At 61.7% G+C, this 17,671-nt stretch carries 10 protein-coding genes; 4 read left to right on the top strand and 6 right to left on the bottom strand.

What is annotated here, in order from left to right:
• Positions 1-316: 316 nt before the first annotated feature.
• The 6 genes from IVB50_RS09070 to IVB50_RS09045 all read right to left on the bottom strand — a co-directional run bounded on the left by IVB50_RS09070 (position 317) and on the right by IVB50_RS09045 (position 9,788).
• A complete protein-coding gene (locus tag IVB50_RS09070) occupies positions 317-3,682 on the bottom strand; it encodes an adenylate/guanylate cyclase domain-containing protein (RefSeq protein ID WP_247295630.1) in 3,366 nt (1,121 codons plus the stop codon).
• Between the two features lie 42 nt (positions 3,683-3,724).
• Positions 3,725-4,123, bottom strand: coding sequence for a nuclear transport factor 2 family protein (locus IVB50_RS09065; protein WP_246648595.1), 399 nt, complete (start codon positions 4,121-4,123; stop codon positions 3,725-3,727).
• A 268-nt stretch (positions 4,124-4,391) separates the two neighbouring features.
• Positions 4,392-4,811: a hypothetical protein gene (locus IVB50_RS09060; protein WP_247295628.1), complete on the bottom strand. Its 420-nt coding sequence runs from the start codon at positions 4,809-4,811 to the stop codon at positions 4,392-4,394.
• A gap of 1,021 nt (positions 4,812-5,832) precedes the next feature.
• Positions 5,833-8,223, bottom strand: coding sequence for a peptidase domain-containing ABC transporter (locus tag IVB50_RS09055; protein WP_247295626.1), 2,391 nt, complete (start codon positions 8,221-8,223; stop codon positions 5,833-5,835).
• A gap of 3 nt (positions 8,224-8,226) precedes the next feature.
• Positions 8,227-9,477, bottom strand: a complete 1,251-nt coding sequence (locus tag IVB50_RS09050; protein WP_247295623.1) for an HlyD family efflux transporter periplasmic adaptor subunit — start codon at positions 9,475-9,477, stop codon at positions 8,227-8,229.
• A gap of 116 nt (positions 9,478-9,593) precedes the next feature.
• Positions 9,594-9,788 (bottom strand): hypothetical protein, encoded by a 195-nt coding sequence (locus tag IVB50_RS09045; protein WP_157643074.1) that lies wholly within the window; start codon positions 9,786-9,788, stop codon positions 9,594-9,596.
• A 793-nt stretch (positions 9,789-10,581) separates the two neighbouring features.
• Here IVB50_RS09045 and IVB50_RS09040 point away from each other — a divergent pair.
• The 4 genes from IVB50_RS09040 (at position 10,582) to IVB50_RS09025 (ending at position 17,668) form a co-directional block, all read left to right on the top strand.
• Positions 10,582-11,199: a sigma-70 family RNA polymerase sigma factor gene (locus IVB50_RS09040; RefSeq protein WP_247295621.1), complete on the top strand. Its 618-nt coding sequence runs from the start codon at positions 10,582-10,584 to the stop codon at positions 11,197-11,199.
• A 141-nt stretch (positions 11,200-11,340) separates the two neighbouring features.
• The gene (locus IVB50_RS09035; RefSeq protein WP_247295619.1) at positions 11,341-11,883 is read left to right on the top strand and encodes a hypothetical protein; all 543 of its coding nucleotides are present in this window, start codon (positions 11,341-11,343) and stop codon (positions 11,881-11,883) included.
• 730 nt (positions 11,884-12,613) lie between these two features.
• Positions 12,614-15,832 (top strand): hypothetical protein, encoded by a 3,219-nt coding sequence (locus IVB50_RS09030; protein WP_247295616.1) that lies wholly within the window; start codon positions 12,614-12,616, stop codon positions 15,830-15,832.
• A 12-nt stretch (positions 15,833-15,844) separates the two neighbouring features.
• Entirely contained in the window at positions 15,845-17,668 is a 1,824-nt protein-coding gene (locus IVB50_RS09025; protein ID WP_018458879.1) for a type I secretion system permease/ATPase, read from the top strand.
• Positions 17,669-17,671 lie beyond the last annotated feature (3 nt).

Here is a 17,671-nt window from a genome sequence, read left to right as displayed (position 1 = left end):
TCACACCCCACCCGCACGCCCTCAGGCGCATCATCTCCGCCACGTCATCCGGCGTCTTCATCACCTGCCCCCGTGGATCATTCCACGCCGAGCTTTCAGCGATTCGTTCCCGCTTCATTCACTCTCTCCTCAGCCATCCGAGGAGGGGGCAATTCCTCGTGACGCTGAGGGGGCAGTTTTCCATGGCGCGCGACACCCGGGTGCCCACCGACAACCAATTTAGTTTTCCAGTTTGCGCGAGCCTCAGCAGAAGCTTCGGTCCACCGGAAGCCCCGGACCATGCGAATGGTGCACCGCTGAACACGTGACGTTAAACTTAAGCGATTTCCTCCAAGAGTGCTTTGGCAGAACGAAGGTCTGATGTTTCCAACCCTTCCGTAAACCAGCCGTAGACGGGACCAAGGAGGCCTCTCGCGTCGGCCTTCCTGCCCTGGTCGCGCCAAAGCCGAGCCAGACTCATGGCCGCACGTAATTCAAAGGCTTTCGCGCTTTGGCTTTGAGCAATCTTGAGCGCAGCTTGCAAGTAGTTCTCGACCTCCTCAGCTGGAGCACCACGAGTGCGATGCAGTTCGCCCTCCATGCATGCAAGCTCCGCCTCCCACATATGTTCTTCGTTGCGCGCAGCAATGGCCTTCGCTTCGGCCAGGGTGGCCAGCCCGTTTTCGTCGTCACCTAACTGATGGTGCATCGCCGCGAGCATCCACAAGTACCGGACCTGGTACCAACTGGCTCCGAGCCTGGCCCTCTCGTTCAGACTGAGGCGCATGAGGGCCAGGCCGCCCTCCACGTTACCTTCTTGGGCCATTGCCCAACCCCGTAGGATGAGACCGCTCAAGCGCCAATAATTCAAACTGTGCTGATCGGCGAGATCGATGATGGCTTCAGCGTGCGCATGCACACCCGCCACGTCACCCATCAGCTCCGCAGGCCCCGCTCCGCCATAGACCTGCACGTGCGCCGTAAGGTTCGTTTGATTTAACTCCGCAGCGTATTCAAACGCCGCGCGGCTGGCCCTCTGCGCCTGTTCGGAATAGCCAAGTATCCAAAGCACGATCGCCAGGTAGGGTAGCGCCGAGGCCTTCGGGTCATGTACATAGTGGACAGGTGGCGGCCGATGCGTATCCGGCTGATAGCGCCTCACGATCGCTTCGAGCTCTAAGCGCGCCGTAAGAAAGTCGCCGGCGTGCATGGCGGTGAGCGCCGCCAAACGATGCGTAGCTAGTTTGAGCGCCGTGTCCCCGGTGCGCTCGGCAGCGCGCTGGGCCTCGGCGACAAGGCTCTGCATGGCACCAAAGTCGCCTCGCACGAAGTGGAAAACAAACTTGCCGCTAAGGGTGGCGAACAAGGCATCCGTGTCATCGAGTTCATAGCAGAGCGCATGGGCCCTGCTGAAGGCCGTGCCAAGCTGCGGAGCCGTGTATCCGTGAATGGCAATCAGCGGACCTCCGATCGCCGTTTGCAGGGCGAGTTCCTGGCGATCGCGCTCCGGCCCTTCTGGATTCGACTTGAGTGCATCCAGCCCTCTTGTGAGATGAGCGATCGCCTCGAGATTGGCGGAACGCCCCGCGGCAATCCGGCCCGCCCGCAGCCAATAGCCGACCGCCTTTCCCGCCAGTCCCCCCTGCGTGAGGTGCAAAGCGATCGTTTCCGGCTCAGCTTCTGCACGGGCAGGATAATGTTCCTCGAGAGCTGCAGCGATGCGAGCATGGATCTGCTGCCGCTTGCTCTTTAAAAGGCTCTCATGCGCGATGTCTTGGACCAGCGCATGTTTGAAGCTGTAGCCCGTATCCGGAGGTGCTCCACGGCGGAATATGAGTTCCGCTGTCATTAGATCATTGAGAGCACGCTGCAGCGCGTGTTCGTCGAGCGCCGTTACCGATCTTAGAAGCTCGTGTCCGAATTCGCGCCCAATGCATGCCGCGATCTGGGCGACTTCCTTTACCGGCGCCAATCGATCGAGGCGCGCCATCAACGAGTCCTGGAGCGTCGTCGGGATCGCTAGGGGCGGCAAAGGACCAATCAACTCATAGTAGCTACCCCGGTCTTTGAGCAACCCGGATTCGAGGACGGCCTTGGTGAGTTCCTCGACAAACAGCGGCACGCCATCAGTTTTAGCCAGAATCTGCTCAAGCACTTCTTGTGGAAGTATTTTGCCGCCAGTGATCCGGTCCACGACAGTCGCCCCTTGCCTGCGGCCTAGTCGGCTTAAAGAGAGCGCCGTCACGTGCCCATGACCTGCCCAGCGCGGAACGAACTCAGGCCGGAAGGTGATGATGATCAGAATCGGGAGTTGCTGCACTTCGTCAACGGCCCGGTCGAGGAGTTCGAGCATGGTAGGATCTGCCCAGTGAACATCCTCGTAGACGGCGAGCAGCGGCTGCCTTGCCGCCAGGCCTTGTATCTGCTCCAGGAGAGCCTGGAACGTTCGCTCCTTCTTCTGGTGTGGGCTAAGTGCAAGTGGCGAGTATCTCTCCCCCGTCGGGATTGCCAGGAGGTCCGCAAGAACCGGCGCGCTCTCATGCACGTCGTTTGTGGCAAGAGCGAGCATGGCCTCGAGTTTATCGAGCTGTTCTTCGGGAGCGTCCTCCCGTCGTATTCCTGCTGCCCGCTCAAGGAGCCCAATGACAGGATACAAGGCGGTGCTGGTATGGAACGGAGAACAGAAATGGCTCAGTGGCGTGTGCGGCGCACCTGCGAGGTGGTCGCGCAGCGCCCGCACGAGCCGGGACTTGCCAATGCCTGCTTCGCCGCCGAGCAGGACAATCTGTCCCTCTCGCTCTTTCGCCTGCTCCCAGCGCTCCAGGAGCAATGCAAGTTCTTGGTCTCGTCCGACCAGCGCGGTCGTTGCCATGCCGTGCTGGGCGTCGAATCGACTCTCGGCTGCGCCCTCACCACTGACAAGCCAGGCCTGCACCGGCTCCGGGAAACCTTTGAGCGGCACTGTGCCGAGGTCCTGGTAAATGAAGGCTTCGGCCAGCAGGCGGCGCGTTGACTCGGCGATCACCACATCACCGGGCTCGGCCAGACTCTGCAGTCGGGCAGCCAGGTTCGGGGTTTCGCCGATCACGGCGCGCTCGCGAGCCTCTCCCTCGCCTATCAGTTCGCCGACCACGACGAGACCGGTTGCAATGCCGACGCGTGCGGCAAGCGCTACACCGCCCGGCTCGGTAAGGGAGGCGACCGCCTTTGTCACTCGAAGCCCGGCGCGGACGGCACGCTCCGCCTCATCTTCATGCGCCCGCGGCCAACCGAAATACGCGAGAACGCCGTCGCCCAGGAGCTTGGCTATGTGGCCTTCGAACCGGGCGATCTCGCCCGCCACGGCGTTGTGGTAGGCCTGCATGAGGTCACTCAGCTCCTCGGGGTCGCGCCCTGAGGCGAGCGCGGTGGAACCGACCAAGTCGACGAACATGACCGTAAGCTGCCGACGGTCCGCCTCTGAGGGCAGTGACGGCCTTGTCCGTTCGGTTGGCTCACCAGCATCAGTGGCGACGGAAGCGATCGATGACATGCGCGCCTGAATCGCTTTCAATACGGTCTTGCGCGGCCCGAGCGGCAAGCCGAGTTCTCGCAGATCGGCTTCAGTCAGGTCTTGCAGGACATCAGGCGTGACTTCGGCTTCCTGGAAAGCGCGAGTGTAGCGCTCCAGCCCAAGACTGCGAAGCCATTCGGCTATATCCACGCGACGTCTACTCGCGCGGCGCCAAGCGATACGACGGCGAGTTCAGTTGAAGGTATGTAACCTCAGCTTCAGTGAGCCATCCGCTTGACGCTCGAACACATGGGTGGCAATGCCGCCGGCACTTTGGCGGCTCCCATCCGGTCCCTTGCCGTTGGCCGTCCATTTTGCGGTACTGTAGACGACCTTCTCGTCTCCACCCGCATCTATGATTGTTAGTTTGTGATCAGTGAATCCGCCTGAAAACAGCCCAGCAAAGAATTTTTCGATTTCTTCCGGACCCGATATAACCTGATGCGTTGGTGGTAACACTTTCGCGTTTGAAACGTACGCTGTGGCGACCCCTTTGGCGTCAGCTTTGTTGAACGCCGTATCCCACGCGGCATAAGCTCCGGTAACTTCGGCTCTCACGTCGGAGTTCGTCGAGGAGGCCAGGTTCGGCATGATTCCCTCCCTCAGAATTGGCTTAGTGACCTCCATCATACTACTGCTGGCCAGTCCGCGAAATCGGAACTCGCGGGAACAGGGCGTGCTATTAGGCCGCGGACGAAACGAGGGCACATCCATACTTCCGCTGAGGGCTATGAGCGCCCTTTTCCGACTTCCTAGATTTCACACCGGCAGGGGGATGGGCGCAGCAAGTCCAATTGTCGGAAGTCACGCCGAGCCCGGCGGGATAGGAGGCGAGTTTGGCGAACGTGATCGGCAGAACCTAGTTTTCGAGCTCGACGTACCCCCGAAGCCTGAAGACGATGTCGGGCACAGCGTGGCGCAGGCGTGCAGCGTCTTGCGACGTAGTCGAGAACGGTGCGAACCTGATCATGGCGTTCCAAGGTCGACTTCCGTAGACGGTGATCGAGACTCCGGATTTCGGAAAGCCATCCATTTTGCGAAGCTCACCAAGGACGAGGTCGGCGATCGCCACCGCGGGCAGTCGCGCTCGTTTTTCATCGGGGCCGCCCGGGGACAAGGGAACGAGCGGCTTGGCTGGCGGCGCTGCCGCGACCGCGGGCTCCCGTTGGAGTGTTGACGGCATCTCCGGCGCCGGAGGCGCGGCGACGGGCGACGCGGACCGAGCAAAAATACCACTGATTAACGCCGCAAGGCCTGCATCTTTCGCGTCATCGCTCATTCGCTCTCTCGCAGTTGAGGGTAGCCTAGCAGCTTTCCGAAAGGATACCACCACGCTCTGAGCAAGCGCAGGGCGGTTCCTGTGTTCGCGATCGAACATTCAGGCGTGCAAAGTTTCGCTAAGCTCCTCCTCAGCGAGATACCTGATTCACGAAGGGGCGTCGAAGGTGTTGGGCGGTCTGGTGATGCGCTGGCGTATGCGCAATTTTTTGTTGATTTGTCCATCGTGCAAAAATGCCGCTACCGGGATCCACGGGCGCTACATGCTCGGCCAGGAGCGATTGACGTGCGATCGCTGCGGAGCGACTGACTGTATGACTTTCTGGCGTTTTGAAGGGATAGCTCACCGCGCGTGCGCGATGAGCAGCCGGAAGCACTCTTGCGTTCAGGGATAGTTAGAACAGCGCTTTTTTGGGGGATAAGAGAATGACAAATTGTGTGATCGTTCGGGCCTATGGAAGGCAATTGGATCAGTTGCGCGGAGAGGCATCCCGCATTTTCGCGGGCAAACAAAATCGACTGGTGGATCGAGCGCGGAGTCCAAGGCACACGATTTTGCTTTGAGGACGCTGACGCGAAGAGGGCGTTCGTCTCAATCTGCGAAAACGTCGGTGTTTCGCATATTGATGGCGCCCCGCCCGCGTGTGTCAATCGGCGTTCAAATTTTGGACGCCGATCCCCCGGCTTAGGGGGAATGACACGCGTGAACAGGCGAGACCGCGACTGGTTTGTTCGAGGCGTTCTTCGAATGCCTTGATGGCGGCAGCAGCCAACCGGAGCGTGAGCATCGAGACTAATTCCATGAGGTTCGGAGCGACCCAGGCTCAAGGCTGGGGGAAAGTTGAGCCCGGCCTTACATCGGAATCCAGGCAACAATGAATCGGCTTGTTGAGTCCTATCCGGCCAGGACGTCCTCGCGCGACTTCAGCAGGCGTTTGGCCAGCCGATGGCGTATCCGAGCGGGTCATCGAAGCGAGTGCGCCTTGCATGTCACGCGAAGGATCCGGACTGCGCGAGCCGAATCAGCATCGTGAGAAGTCGATCCTGGCCAGCGCTTCACCGGGGTTGTCGGCTTTGCCACAGTCGTCGGACGGCTTGGGGTTGCAGTCTTTCCGCGGCTGGCAGCAGTCCTTCTGTGAATGGCAGTCGTCGTCCTTGGCGTCTTTCCAGTCACTATCGCGCTTCGAGCAATCGCCCGTGGGGGCACCGGGGCAGTCATCGTGGCCGGTCTCGGCCGATTTCGCACCTTCGGCGGCAAACCCGGTGACGCCGACATCTTGCGCAGGCCCCGCTTCTCGTCTGAGGCTCGTCATTCCGGCCCGAAACGGTCTGGCCGCCGCGGCAAGATGGATGATCATATCTGTTCCATGGGTAATTTCCGGTCGGTGCGCTACGCTCACGCGAGTCATACTAAGGTGCCGGAGATTCGCATTGATTTCCTTTTCCTTCTCGGTGTCGAGATGTGCCGTGCCCTCGTCGAGAAACAGGATCTTTGGTCGGCGATAGAGCGCGCGCGCAAGCAATACTCGCTGTTTCTGCCCGCTAGACAACGAGCTTCCCATGTCACCGATGAGGCTGTTGTAGCTCATCGGCATTGCCATGATGTCGTCGTGGATGCCGGCAATCCGCGCGCAATCGATCATCGCTTGCAGATCGAAGGTTGTATCAAAAAAGCAGATATTGTCGGCAATCGATCCCGACAGCAATTGATCCTCCTGCATCACCGCGCCAATCTGCTCGCGATAAGCGCGCGGTCCAATCTGGCCTAGCGGAAGACCGTCGATCAGAACCTCTCCGCTCGTTGGCTCGAGCAGCCCAAGCATAATCTTGACAAGAGTCGACTTGCCGCAGCCCGATGGTCCCATGATCGTCACGAATTGTCCGGGAGCAACGCACAGATTGACGTTGTTAAGAATCAGAGACTCTCCTTCTGCATACCGGAAGCACACGTTCCGCAGTTCGATCGCGCCGCGAATCTGCCGGATATACGACAGGTCCAGGTGGTGCCCGCGCTCGAGCGGGGTGAGCGCAATGTCGGCGAGACGCTCCAGGTGCAGTCCGAGAATGCGGACATCTACCAGCTTCTCGATCAACAGCGCTGTCCGCTCAGCGAACTGCAGCTTGTAGCTGACGAACGCGAATATCATTCCAACCGTGATGAGGTTGTCCAGTGCGAGACGAGCGGCGAGGTAGATCGTGATTACGTTCTCCAAGCCGAATATCGTGTCGTTCATCGCTTTGAAGCTGATCCTGGCCCGGCCTAGCCGCACGTTGGCGTTAATATACGCAGCATAGCGATTCAGCCACTGGCCCTCCCGTTCGTTCTCTCGGTTGAGCAACTTTAGGCTTTGCACCGCTCGCACGGTTTCGATGAAGGTGGAGTTCTCGTCTGCCTTGCTGTGAATGGCCACTTCGCTCCGTTGTCGGAACATCCCGAAGAGAGCGAGCCGCAGGGCGGCATACAACGCGAACGCCAGCAGGACGACAAGTCCGAGCTGGATGCTGTAGGTGAACATCAACACCAGCATCAACACCGACATGAGACCGTCGATCAACCCCGTGATCAATCCCTCCGCGAGCACGTTGCGGATGGGCTCGATCGAATTGAAGCGTGACAGGATGTCGCCGATGTGCCGCTTTTCGAAGAATGAGAGCGGCAAGCGCACCAAATGATGAAACAGCCGCGCGCCGATTTGAAAGCTCAACGTGTTTTGCAGAACGAGAATAATGAAGGAGCGGGTTGCGGTCGAGGCGATCCGTATCAGGAGAAGGAGCGCGAATCCTAGCCCGAGTACGACCAGGAGATCGACATCTCCCCTGGCGATGACCTCGTCAACCGTGAGCTGCATATAGAAAGGGGCGGCGAGGAGAAGCAATTCGATGACCACTGACAGAACTAGTATTTGGGCCAGAGCATAATTGCTTCCGTTCATTCCGCTCCAGAAAACCGAGAACGGCAATCGCATTCTCTCATCTGTGCGGCAGAACGTTTCAGTAGGCGAGAGTTCGAGCGCGACCCCGGTAAGATGTCTTGATGCTTCAGTGAGGGGAAACCATTTCTCGCCGGCTGCCGGATCGTGCACCACGATCCCTTTCCTCCTGTACGCTTTCAGTACAACGAAATGAGCCATGTCCCAGTGCAGAATAGCCGGCAGACGCAATTGGCAGAGATGGCCGATCTCGATTCGCAGCGGCCGACATGACAGCCCCAGGTGAGCTGCTATCTGCATGAGGTCGCGGAGAGTGACGCCCTTTAGGGACACTGGATGCCGCCGCCGCAGGCTGTTCAAGTCAGTTCGATGACCATGATAAGACGCCACCATGGCGAGGCATGCGAGCCCGCATTCCGTCGCCTCCGTCTGCCGGATGACCGGGAGGGATCTGCGTCCGCTGAAATTCAATAGTCCCTGCATGGGCTACATCCTTGCGCTTAACACCGGATCAAGCAGCCAGCTCATCAGGGACCGCTGCTCGAGGATCACGTCGGCCCTGAGCAGCATGTCCGGCTGAAGCGGCATCTTACGGCCATAGGCGTCGATGTCGGGCCGCTCGAGAGCCGCAGTCACACGGTAAGCCGGTTCCTTGAGGGCGATCGGCCCGGTCGTTTCGTTGCCGGTCAGAATGGTGTGAGAGACGTTGGTCACGCTGCCGCGGTAGGTGCCGAATTTCTGATAAGGAAATGCATCGTAAAGTATCCGAACCTGCTGGCCGGGACGCACAAAACCAAACGCGCGTGTCGGAAAGAACAGCTCGGCCTGCAAGGGCGCATCAACGGGAATGATTTCGAGCTGCATATGCCGGGGATCCGCGATTTGGCCTATTGTCGCCTGCAGCGTCGATACGCGCCCACTCGTTGGCGCCTTGATAACGTAAGCCTGCCGCCCATTCACTTCGGCCACGCGCTGTTCGATCGAGGACAGTTCATTACGCAGTCCTCGGATCCTCTCTGCGGCGATGGTTGGGAGTTGCTCGAGTGTATGCCGAGCGTCTGTCAACTGGGTGTGTCGCGCGGTGATCTGCTGATCGAGCGACACCACACTCTGCTTTTGCTCAAGTGCGGCCTGCTCGCGGCGCTTGAGCTCAATCGTTGGTAATGCGCCGCTCGCGGTTAGCTTAGCGCCCGTTGATACGAAGCTCTCGGAAAGTTTCAGTCGCTCGTTTTGGATGTTCCGCTGGTCCTCGAGTTGGATAATCTCTCCTTCAATCCCCTTGATCGTGGAACCGAGGCGATCCCGTTCTGAGGCGGTTCGGCGATCTTCGGCATCGATCTGTCGCTCGACCACATTGCGTTGCTGCGTCAGCACCGCAAGTACGGTCGCATTGACGTCATCGCCATTGGCCGTGATTTGGGAAGTAACTATGGTCAGGAGCGGGTCGCCCCCCGCAACCTCTTGCCCCTCCTTCACGTGTATCGCCTTGATGAAGCCCTGTTGTGATATGAAAATCTTAGCTGTGCCGGAGGTCGGCGTCAGATACCCGGAGACGGTCTCCTTGCGGGCGTATTGCGCGATGGAGAGAAAACACAAAATGAATACAACGAGCGCCGCAAGGCTCCAGCTAAGAAGTGTGCTCGACAGCGGCTGCAGCAATACGACCTCACCCCAGGTGTGGCGCTGATGCAAAAAGTCGACGGCTTCCTTACGAAACAGAGTTGGTCGGTTCGCCATGGACGCACCTTACTGAAGCGCTGCGCGGAGTATCTTTCCGCCAAAACAAGACTGCGGATGGCTACCGGAGAACCGCTTCCCCTGTTGGAGAAGCGGTTCGCCGATGCATCCCGCCTTTACCCAATAAAGACTTGGGACTGCTTGGACAGCAGGCCAACCTGAACTTGGTTTCCGCTGAGCACATTGATGTCGCCAGTTCGGATCAGTGATCCGCCATCCTGGCAGCCACAGCCGCCGGTGCCGGCGGCCACGAGGTCGAGCTCCTCATCAGACAGTTCGATAGGGTGAGCAAGTTTGGTCATCTCCAGCATGTTGGTCTCCTTTCGATGTAAGTGGCGGAACATTGATGTAACTGTTGCCACGTCATCACTAGGTGCGAGACGCCAATCTGGATGCACGGTCGCGTAAATTTTGTGAGCGGCACGTGTTTGACGCTTGTTGTATCGCGTTCTGCAGCGTCGTGTGCAAGGCGCTTTAAAGTGGGACTCGGTGGCGGCTTCGTCACAGTGAGTTGGACGGTCTGGTCTGCTGGATGTTCTGCGCGGCTGAGATGCGACATCGCGCCTTCGAAGGAAAGCGCGATGACGCGCCATGTGGCGAGCTCGGCCCAAGAAGCGCCTTAGCTTGTTTCGATCGCTGCACTCATCGCGGAAGCTGCGCAAGTCGCCGCGCCCTGTCACGTCCTGTCACATAGCGTGTTGAAGGTGCTTCGAATGTCCCTCGATGGCATTACATGGTGGTCGGATCCGATGCGTGCTCTGAAGTTATAAACGCGACTAGCGACGATGTTGACGCTCTCCATTTTGGAAGTTGGCTCGAGGACTTACGTTGCTCCTCTCAGCGGCTCACCTAGCAGCCGAGAACGACGTGCTATGGTCCGCCTGCACTCTGACGACCACGTCACCCTTTGGCGATTGGGAAAAAAATTTTTGAAAACTTCCGGGAACGAAGTCGATGCTTGCTGACTTGAGTTCGCCGACAGCGATTTCGTATTTTGTTAAAACCGATCATTTAAATGAATTAAATGCGCGATATTAAATGCCGCAGGCCCTGTGCGTGAAAATGTCGCGCATCTGCTCTGCCTTATGAGGGGTGACTTCGACCATGCCCCATCAGTGCCTCGATTTAACAAAGGCAAGGTCTCGCTGCGGCGTAGCGCGCCATGACAGCTATCTCACTGGCGAGACGGCTCTTAATTACGAAACAGCTCTGCTTGAGTGCGCCTCCGGATCGCAGTCTGCCGTCGGCCAGATCTACGCGCGGGAGAAGGAACAGTTGCGCGCGATGGCGCACCGTATCGTGCACGACAGATCGCGTTCCGAGGACGTCATCCACGACGCATTCGCGCAGATTCTCCGATATGCGAAAAACTTCGATCCTGCACGAGGATCCGCCCGGGGCTGGATTTACGCGATCGTCCGCAACACGGCGCTCAAGATGCGGCAGAACGCCAGGCGCGAACTCGCGCTCGAGGACGATGCATTGAATGCCATTTGCGCGCGCGAGCAGGCCGCTCCGAACCCTGCCTCTTGTATCCCAGACAGCATGACGCTGCGAACCATGCTCGATCAACTCGAGCCACAGCGCCGCGCGAGCCTGCTTCTGGCGATCGTCGACGGGCGCACGCACGAGGAGATTTCCGAATACCTCCGGGTTCCTGTCGGAACCGTCAAGGCGTGGATCCGGAGAGAGCTTGTGGCCATGCGCCGGCAGCTCGAATGACGCGTGAATTGTTTTTTCGCCGCTGCATCCATCGGCGTGCTTCGGCGACAGTAGGGGTGATGGCGCGGTGATCCGGGCAGGGCACGCGCGCGTGACGCACGTGCCCGCGACTGTCGCAAAGCTGAAGCGAGGAGCGAAGCCATGTCTATCCTGAGCAGTGTTACGAGCATTCTCGGGCTGATAAAGGGCGCCCCACCCGAGCAATGCACGTCAACCAAGCCCGACGATTATGACGACGGCAGGCTGTCAAAATGGAACGACGATCACAGCGCTGACGACGACTGCTCGAAGAACGGCGACGGCAAGGACAATTATGCCAAGCTTAGCGGCGCCTACCCCAAGGGCGACTACCCAGAGCACGATGGGGGCTGGAAGGACGCCAACGACGGCGAATACCAGCCCAAGGACCATTGCGATCTCGAGCCGGCTGACGATGGCAGCAGGGGCGACACCGATCGCAGTCCGGGTGACGCGCTGGCCAAGTTCGACTTCTCCCATAGTGAGTTCGCGGGTGATTTCAGCTCGCACGGTCCAGATCATTCGGGTGACATACACGGCGCGCTAGCTTCGATGTCTTGCGACGATGCGCTCGAATACGCCATCGGCTTGATGGGCCCAATGGATTACTTCGACGTAGGGCATTTCGACACGGCGACGGATACGTCGCACGACACGGACGCCTGACATGCCGAAGAGACTCGCCTGGCGGTGAATGCTGCCGGGCGAGGGTGATTTTTGATCAAGAAAGGCGGCGGTCATGCACCAGGTAGAAAAGCGCGAATTGTTCGAACAAGAGCGGAAGATTTTCGAAGCCGGAGTGCAGCGCGCCGACAAGCGATCCGGCTCTTTCAGTTTCTTGACCCGGTCGTTCTTTATTGCCCAGCTAGTTGCCTGCGAGGAGTTTCTTGCCGCCCCGTTCAAATCTGCGCTGGCCAAGCAAGAAGACGCGACAGCCGCTCAAGCAGGTGCGGGGCCGCAAGGGACAAATGACGAGCTGCCTGCGAGCGATCCCGCGAAACCGGGCGCGGAGGATGAGAGGCCAAAAGGGCCGGCCGCCTCGTGGGACACGCATTTGGCTCAGCTCGATCCGACCGGGCTCCTGGCGGAGCCGCATGAAGACGCGCCCAGACCGAGCACCGCTCGTGGCGAAGCAGTCGCTACTGCGAACTCTGGGGGTGGGGGTGGGAGTGGCGACGAGGTCGATTTTTGCAAGCACCATGCTCACGCCTCAGCCGACGTTAGTTGCGTCAGTCGCGTCAACTCGCTTTCAGCGGATTCCGACCTCGGAAGCACTCAATTGCCCGGTGAGTCAACGCTCGAATCCGTTGGGTCTAATGTGCTTTGCGACTCGTTTAGCCCGTCGATCGTCAACTCCTTTCCCCCGCTTGGAATGCTCGGCGGCCTTAGTAATGACGTGGTGGTAGGGATTGCGCCGGTCGAGGCGGCGGTGCCGCCGACGCTCGCGACGGCGAGCGACATCGTCATCACGGTGCCCAACGACGTGGCCGGCACGATTGCGTCGGTCGCGGCGATGGTGCCGCCGGCGCTCGCGACCACGAGCGACTCCGTCAGCACGCGATCCGATGACGAGGCCGGCGCGATCGCGCCGCTCGAGGCGGCTGTGGTGCCGGCACTCGCGACGGCGACCGACACCGTCAGCGCGCTGCCCAACGACGTGGTTGGCGCAATTGCGCCGGTCGAGGCGGCGGTGCCGCCGGCACTTGCGACGGCGAGCGACAGCGTCACCGCGCTGCCCAACGACGTAGTTGGAACGATTGCGCCGGTCGAGGCGGCGGTGCCGCCGGCACTGGCGACGGCGACCGACACCGTCAGCGCGCTGCCCAACGACGTGGTTGGCGCAATCGCGCCGGTCGAGGCGGCGGTGCCGCCGGCACTGGCGGCAGCGAGCGACAGCGTCGGCGCGCTGCCTAACGACGTAGTTGGAACGATTGCGCCGGTCGAGACGGCGGTGCCGCCGACCCTGGCGACGGCGACCGACAGCGTCAGCAGGCTATCCAGCGACGTGGTTGGCGCAATTGTGCCGGTCGAGTTGGCGGCGCCGCCGGCACTGGCGACGGCAACTGACAGCGTCAGCACGCTACCCAACGACATGGTTGGCGCGATTGAGACGGTCGAGGCGGCGGTAGCGCCGGCACTCGCCACGGTGACCGATACCGTGAGCACGAGACCCAACGACGTGGTTGGCGCAATTGCGCCGATCGAGGCGGCGGTGCCGCCGGCACTGGCGACTGCGACCGACACCGTCAGCGCGCTGCCCAACGACGTGGTTGGCGCGATCGCGCCGGTCGAGGCGACGGTGCCGCGGGTGCTCGCGACGGCGACCGACAGCGTCAGCACGCTATTCCACGACGTGGTTGACGCAATTGCGCCGGTCGAGGCGACGGTGCCGCCGGTGCTCGCGACGGCGACCGACGCCGTCAGCGCGCTGCCCAACGACGTGGTTGGCGCGATTGCGCCGATCGAGGCGGCGGTGCCGCCGGCGCTGGCGATGGCGACCGACATCGTCAGCACGCTATCCAACGACGTGGTTGGCGCAATTGCGCCGGTCGAGGCGGCGCAGCCGACGCTCACGACCTTCGCCGACACCGCGGGCACGCTGCCCGACGACGTGGTCGGCGCGATTGCGCCGGTCGAGTCGGCGGCGCAGCCGACGCTATCGACTCTGGCCGACACTGCGAGCACGCTGCCCGATGACGTGGTTGGAACAATTGCGCCGGTCGAGGCTACGGTGCCGCCGGCGCTTGCGACGGCGATCGACACCGTGAGCACGGTGAGCAACGAGGTGGTTGACCAGACGACGGGTCCAGACACTCAGTCGACCGCGTTGTCGCAAACGGTTGCATCGGAAAGCACGGGAACTGACACGCTTGATAGTTCAGCATCACCCCTTGAGATCGCGGAGGCGGAACTGATCACCGGTAACGGTGCCCCTGGTCATGTATCACAGCCCACCGATGTGGCTGGCAATGCACTTGCGAGTGGCGCGCCGGTCCTTGACACGAGCGCACCTGTGCTAACCACAACAGTTGCCGCTCTGACCAATCCGGCCGGCGAGGTGTCGCATCCCGTCGACACGGACAGCGTGGCTGGCGATGCTTTGGCGAGTGCGGCGCCCGCTGCTAACACCAGCGAGCCTGCGCTCGCCACAACGGCTGCCGCTCTGGCAGATGCGCCGAGCGACCTGTCGCAACCTGCCGACACGGGTAGTGTGGCTGCCGATGCTCTGGCGAGTACGGTGCCGGTCCCTGACACGAGCGAGCCGGTGCTCGCCACAACGGCTGCCGCTCTGACCAATCCGAGCAGCGACGTGTCGCATCCGGCCGACACTGGGACCGTGGCTGGCGATGGTCTTGCGGGTGCCGCGCCGGTCCTAGACACGAGCGAGCCCGCGCTCACCACAACGGCTGCGGCTGCGACCGATGCGACCAGCGACGCGTCGCAATCGGCCGACACGGGCAGCGTGGCTGGCGATGCTTTGGCGAGTGCGGCACCGGTCGCGGACATCAGCGAGCCGGTGCTCACCACAACGGCTGCCGCGCTGACCGATGCGCCGAGCGACATGTCGCAACCGGCGGACACGGGCAGCGTGGCTGGCGATGCTTTGGCCAGTGCGGCGCCGGTCGCGGACACGAGCGAGCCGGTGCTCACCACAGCTGCGGCTCTGACCGATGCGCCGAGCGACGTGTCGCAAGCGGCCGACACGGGCGGTGCGGTTGGCGATGCCTTGGCCAGTGCGGCGCCGGTCGCGGACACGAGCGAGCCGGTGCTCACCACAACCGCGCTGACCGATGCGCCAAGCGACGCGTCGCAACCGGCCGACACGGGCAGCGTGGCTGGCGATGCCTTCGCGAGTGCGGCGCCGGTCGCGGACACGACCGAGCCGGTGCTCACCACAGCTGCGGCTCCGATCGATGCGCCGAGCGACGCGTCGCAACCGGCCGACACGGGCAGCGTGGCTGGCGATGCCTTGGCCAGTGCGGCGCCCGTCGCGGACATCAGCGAGCCGGCGCTCACCACAGCTGCGGCTCCGACCGATGCGCCGAGCGACGTGTCGCAACCGGCGGACACGGGCAGCGTGGCTGGCGATGCTTTGGCGAGTGCGGCACCCGTCGCTGACACGACCGAGCCGGTGCTCACCAGCACCGGAGACTCGCTCAGCACCCCCGCGACCGAACCGGTGGCGCCGGCCGTGCCGGACACCAGCAGCGCTCAAACTCCTGGATCGGCCGACACGCTTCTTGCGCTCGCCACCACCGCTGACGCACCGATCGAGAGTTCGGCATCCGCCACCACTGCCCCGGAGAACGTCGTGACGGACACCTCAAATGCCGCGGCGACGACCGCCGTCGCGGGCGATGTGATCGCGTTGAACGATGCGCCACCGCCGCCGGCAGATTCGCTGTTCAACGGAACCCAGTATACAGACTATGGCGTCACGCTCAGCAGCGAGATCGCGCCCTCCCAGACTGCCGTGTCGCAGGCGGACACCGCATCGGCGCAAGACGTTTCGGCGCCGCTGGCTGCCGACGTCCAAAAACCCGCGCCGCCGCCTCCCGACATCGTGGATAATACTCCGATCGATCATGTTGGAACTCATGATGCCATCCTCTAGTGGGAGGCAAACATGGCAGCTGTCGAGACACTGGACGATCCGCCGCGCAACCATCATTCCGGAGCTCAACATCGCGTCGCACCCGGCGGCGAGGCCCGCGACTATGTCGGACCTGTCAACGCGCTGGCCGCCTGGCGTTCGGTCGCGCGCACCAACCTCGTAGCGGTCGCAGCATTTTCGGTCGTTGTGAATCTGCTGATGCTCACGTTGCCGATCTACCTGTTTCAAATATCCGATCGCGTGCTGACGAGCCGTAGTCTCGAGACACTGCTGATGCTCTCGGCTCTCGCGCTGACGTTCATCGGTGTCCTCTCGATCGTGGACATTCTGCGTCGGCAGGTGCTGGGGCGTCTTGCGACCAAGATGGAAGCGGTGCTGGGCGGCGCAGTGCTGGCGAGCAGCATCAACAACGCCAGGGCCGGCGAGGGAGGAACCATCCAGGCGATCCGCAGCCTTCACCAGGTGCGGGGCTTCATCTCGAGCCCTATCATGCTTTTACTGATGGACGCGCCCCTCTCGCCCCTCTACTTCGCAGTCATATTCCTCGTTCACCGAGATCTGGGCTGGATCGCAGTCGTATCGGGTTTGGTCCTGGCACTTATTGCGCTGATCAACCAGAAAGCGACCTCGGAGCGTCTGAGCGAGGCTGGCCTGCATGCCGCCGAGGCCGATGCGGCGGCGGAGTCGCTGGCGCGAAATTCGCAGGTGATCAATGCGATGGGAATGCTCAGCGAAAGCATTCTCCACTGGGGGCGCCGGCAGGCGCCGGCGCTGACGGTGCAGAGCCAAGCCCTTGACCGGAATTTCTGGATCAGCGGTGCGTCGAAATTCGTCCGCCTCGTGGCCCAGATCACGATCCTTGGTACCGGTGCCTATCTGGCCCTGCACGCCGAGATCACCGGGGGTATGATGATCGCGGCTTCGATCATTGCCGGCCGCGCCCTGCAGCCGCTCGAGGGCTTGATTGAGGGATGGCGCAGCTGCGTTCAGGCGCGATCGGCCTATGCCCGCGTCAAGCAGGCCGTCGAGTCATTTCAGCGCGAGGCGCCTAAGCTGCGCTTGCCCAGACCGCAAGGGCGCCTGAGCGTTGATCGGGTCTTGTATCTGCCGCCGGGCTCGAAGGAGCCGGTGCTCAATGGCGTGTCGCTCGAGCTCGCGCCCGGAGAGTCTTTGGCCATTGTCGGACCGTCCGGATCGGGCAAGTCGACGCTCGCGCGCATTCTGGTGGGTTGTCTGGTGCCGACAGCCGGCAAGGTCAGGCTGGACGGAACGGAGCTGCGCAATTGGGATCGCCGCCAGTTCGGGGAATATAGCGGTTATCTGCCCCAGGAGGTCGAGCTATTTCCCGGGACCATCAAGCAGAACATCTGCCGCATGCGCGACGACTTGCCCGACGAGAGCATCTATGAGGCGGCGATATTGTCGGGAATTCACGACATGGTCTGCCAGTTGAAGCAAGGATACGAGACCGTGCTCGACCGCAGTGGCGGGCCGCTCTCGGGAGGACAGAAGCAGCGCATCGCGCTCGCCCGGGCTTTCTTCGGTAATCCGTCCCTTGTCGTGCTCGACGAGCCCAACTCGAATCTCGACGCGGCGGGCGAGCAGGCTCTGACCGAGACCCTGCAGCGCGCCAAGAGGCGGGGGGTCACCGCCGTGGTCGTAACCCTGCGCCCGGCGCTACTGAACAGTGTTGACAAAGTGCTGATACTGCGGGCCGGACGCGCGGAAGCATTCGGCTCTCCGAGCGAGGTGTTGCATCGCCTGGTTCGGTCGCCCGCCAGGGCCGGCGGTGATGAGCCGGAGCAGCCGCAACGCATCGAATCCTCGGGCGGGTGACGA

It is taken from the genome of Bradyrhizobium sp. 87 (assembly GCF_023073015.1).
Classification (GTDB): Bacteria; Pseudomonadota; Alphaproteobacteria; order Rhizobiales; family Xanthobacteraceae; genus Bradyrhizobium; species Bradyrhizobium canariense_D.
Note: the sequence above shows the minus strand (reverse complement) of the source record. Positions and strands in the feature narration are given on the sequence as shown.

What these genes read in the sequence shown, in the direction of transcription:
- IVB50_RS09065 (WP_246648595.1), bottom strand. Translation starts at nt 4,123, where the DNA reads ATGCCGAACCTGGCCTCCTCGACGAACTCCGACGTGAGAGCCGAAGTT.
- IVB50_RS09060 (WP_247295628.1), bottom strand. Translation starts at nt 4,811, where the DNA reads ATGAGCGATGACGCGAAAGATGCAGGCCTTGCGGCGTTAATCAGTGGT.
- IVB50_RS09045 (WP_157643074.1), bottom strand. Translation starts at nt 9,788, where the DNA reads ATGCTGGAGATGACCAAACTTGCTCACCCTATCGAACTGTCTGATGAG.
- IVB50_RS09025 (WP_018458879.1), top strand. Translation starts at nt 15,845, where the DNA reads ATGGCAGCTGTCGAGACACTGGACGATCCGCCGCGCAACCATCATTCC.
- IVB50_RS09035 (WP_247295619.1), top strand. Translation starts at nt 11,341, where the DNA reads ATGTCTATCCTGAGCAGTGTTACGAGCATTCTCGGGCTGATAAAGGGC.
- IVB50_RS09055 (WP_247295626.1), bottom strand. Translation starts at nt 8,223, where the DNA reads ATGCAGGGACTATTGAATTTCAGCGGACGCAGATCCCTCCCGGTCATC.
- IVB50_RS09040 (WP_247295621.1), top strand. Translation starts at nt 10,582, where the DNA reads ATGCCCCATCAGTGCCTCGATTTAACAAAGGCAAGGTCTCGCTGCGGC.
- IVB50_RS09050 (WP_247295623.1), bottom strand. Translation starts at nt 9,477, where the DNA reads ATGGCGAACCGACCAACTCTGTTTCGTAAGGAAGCCGTCGACTTTTTG.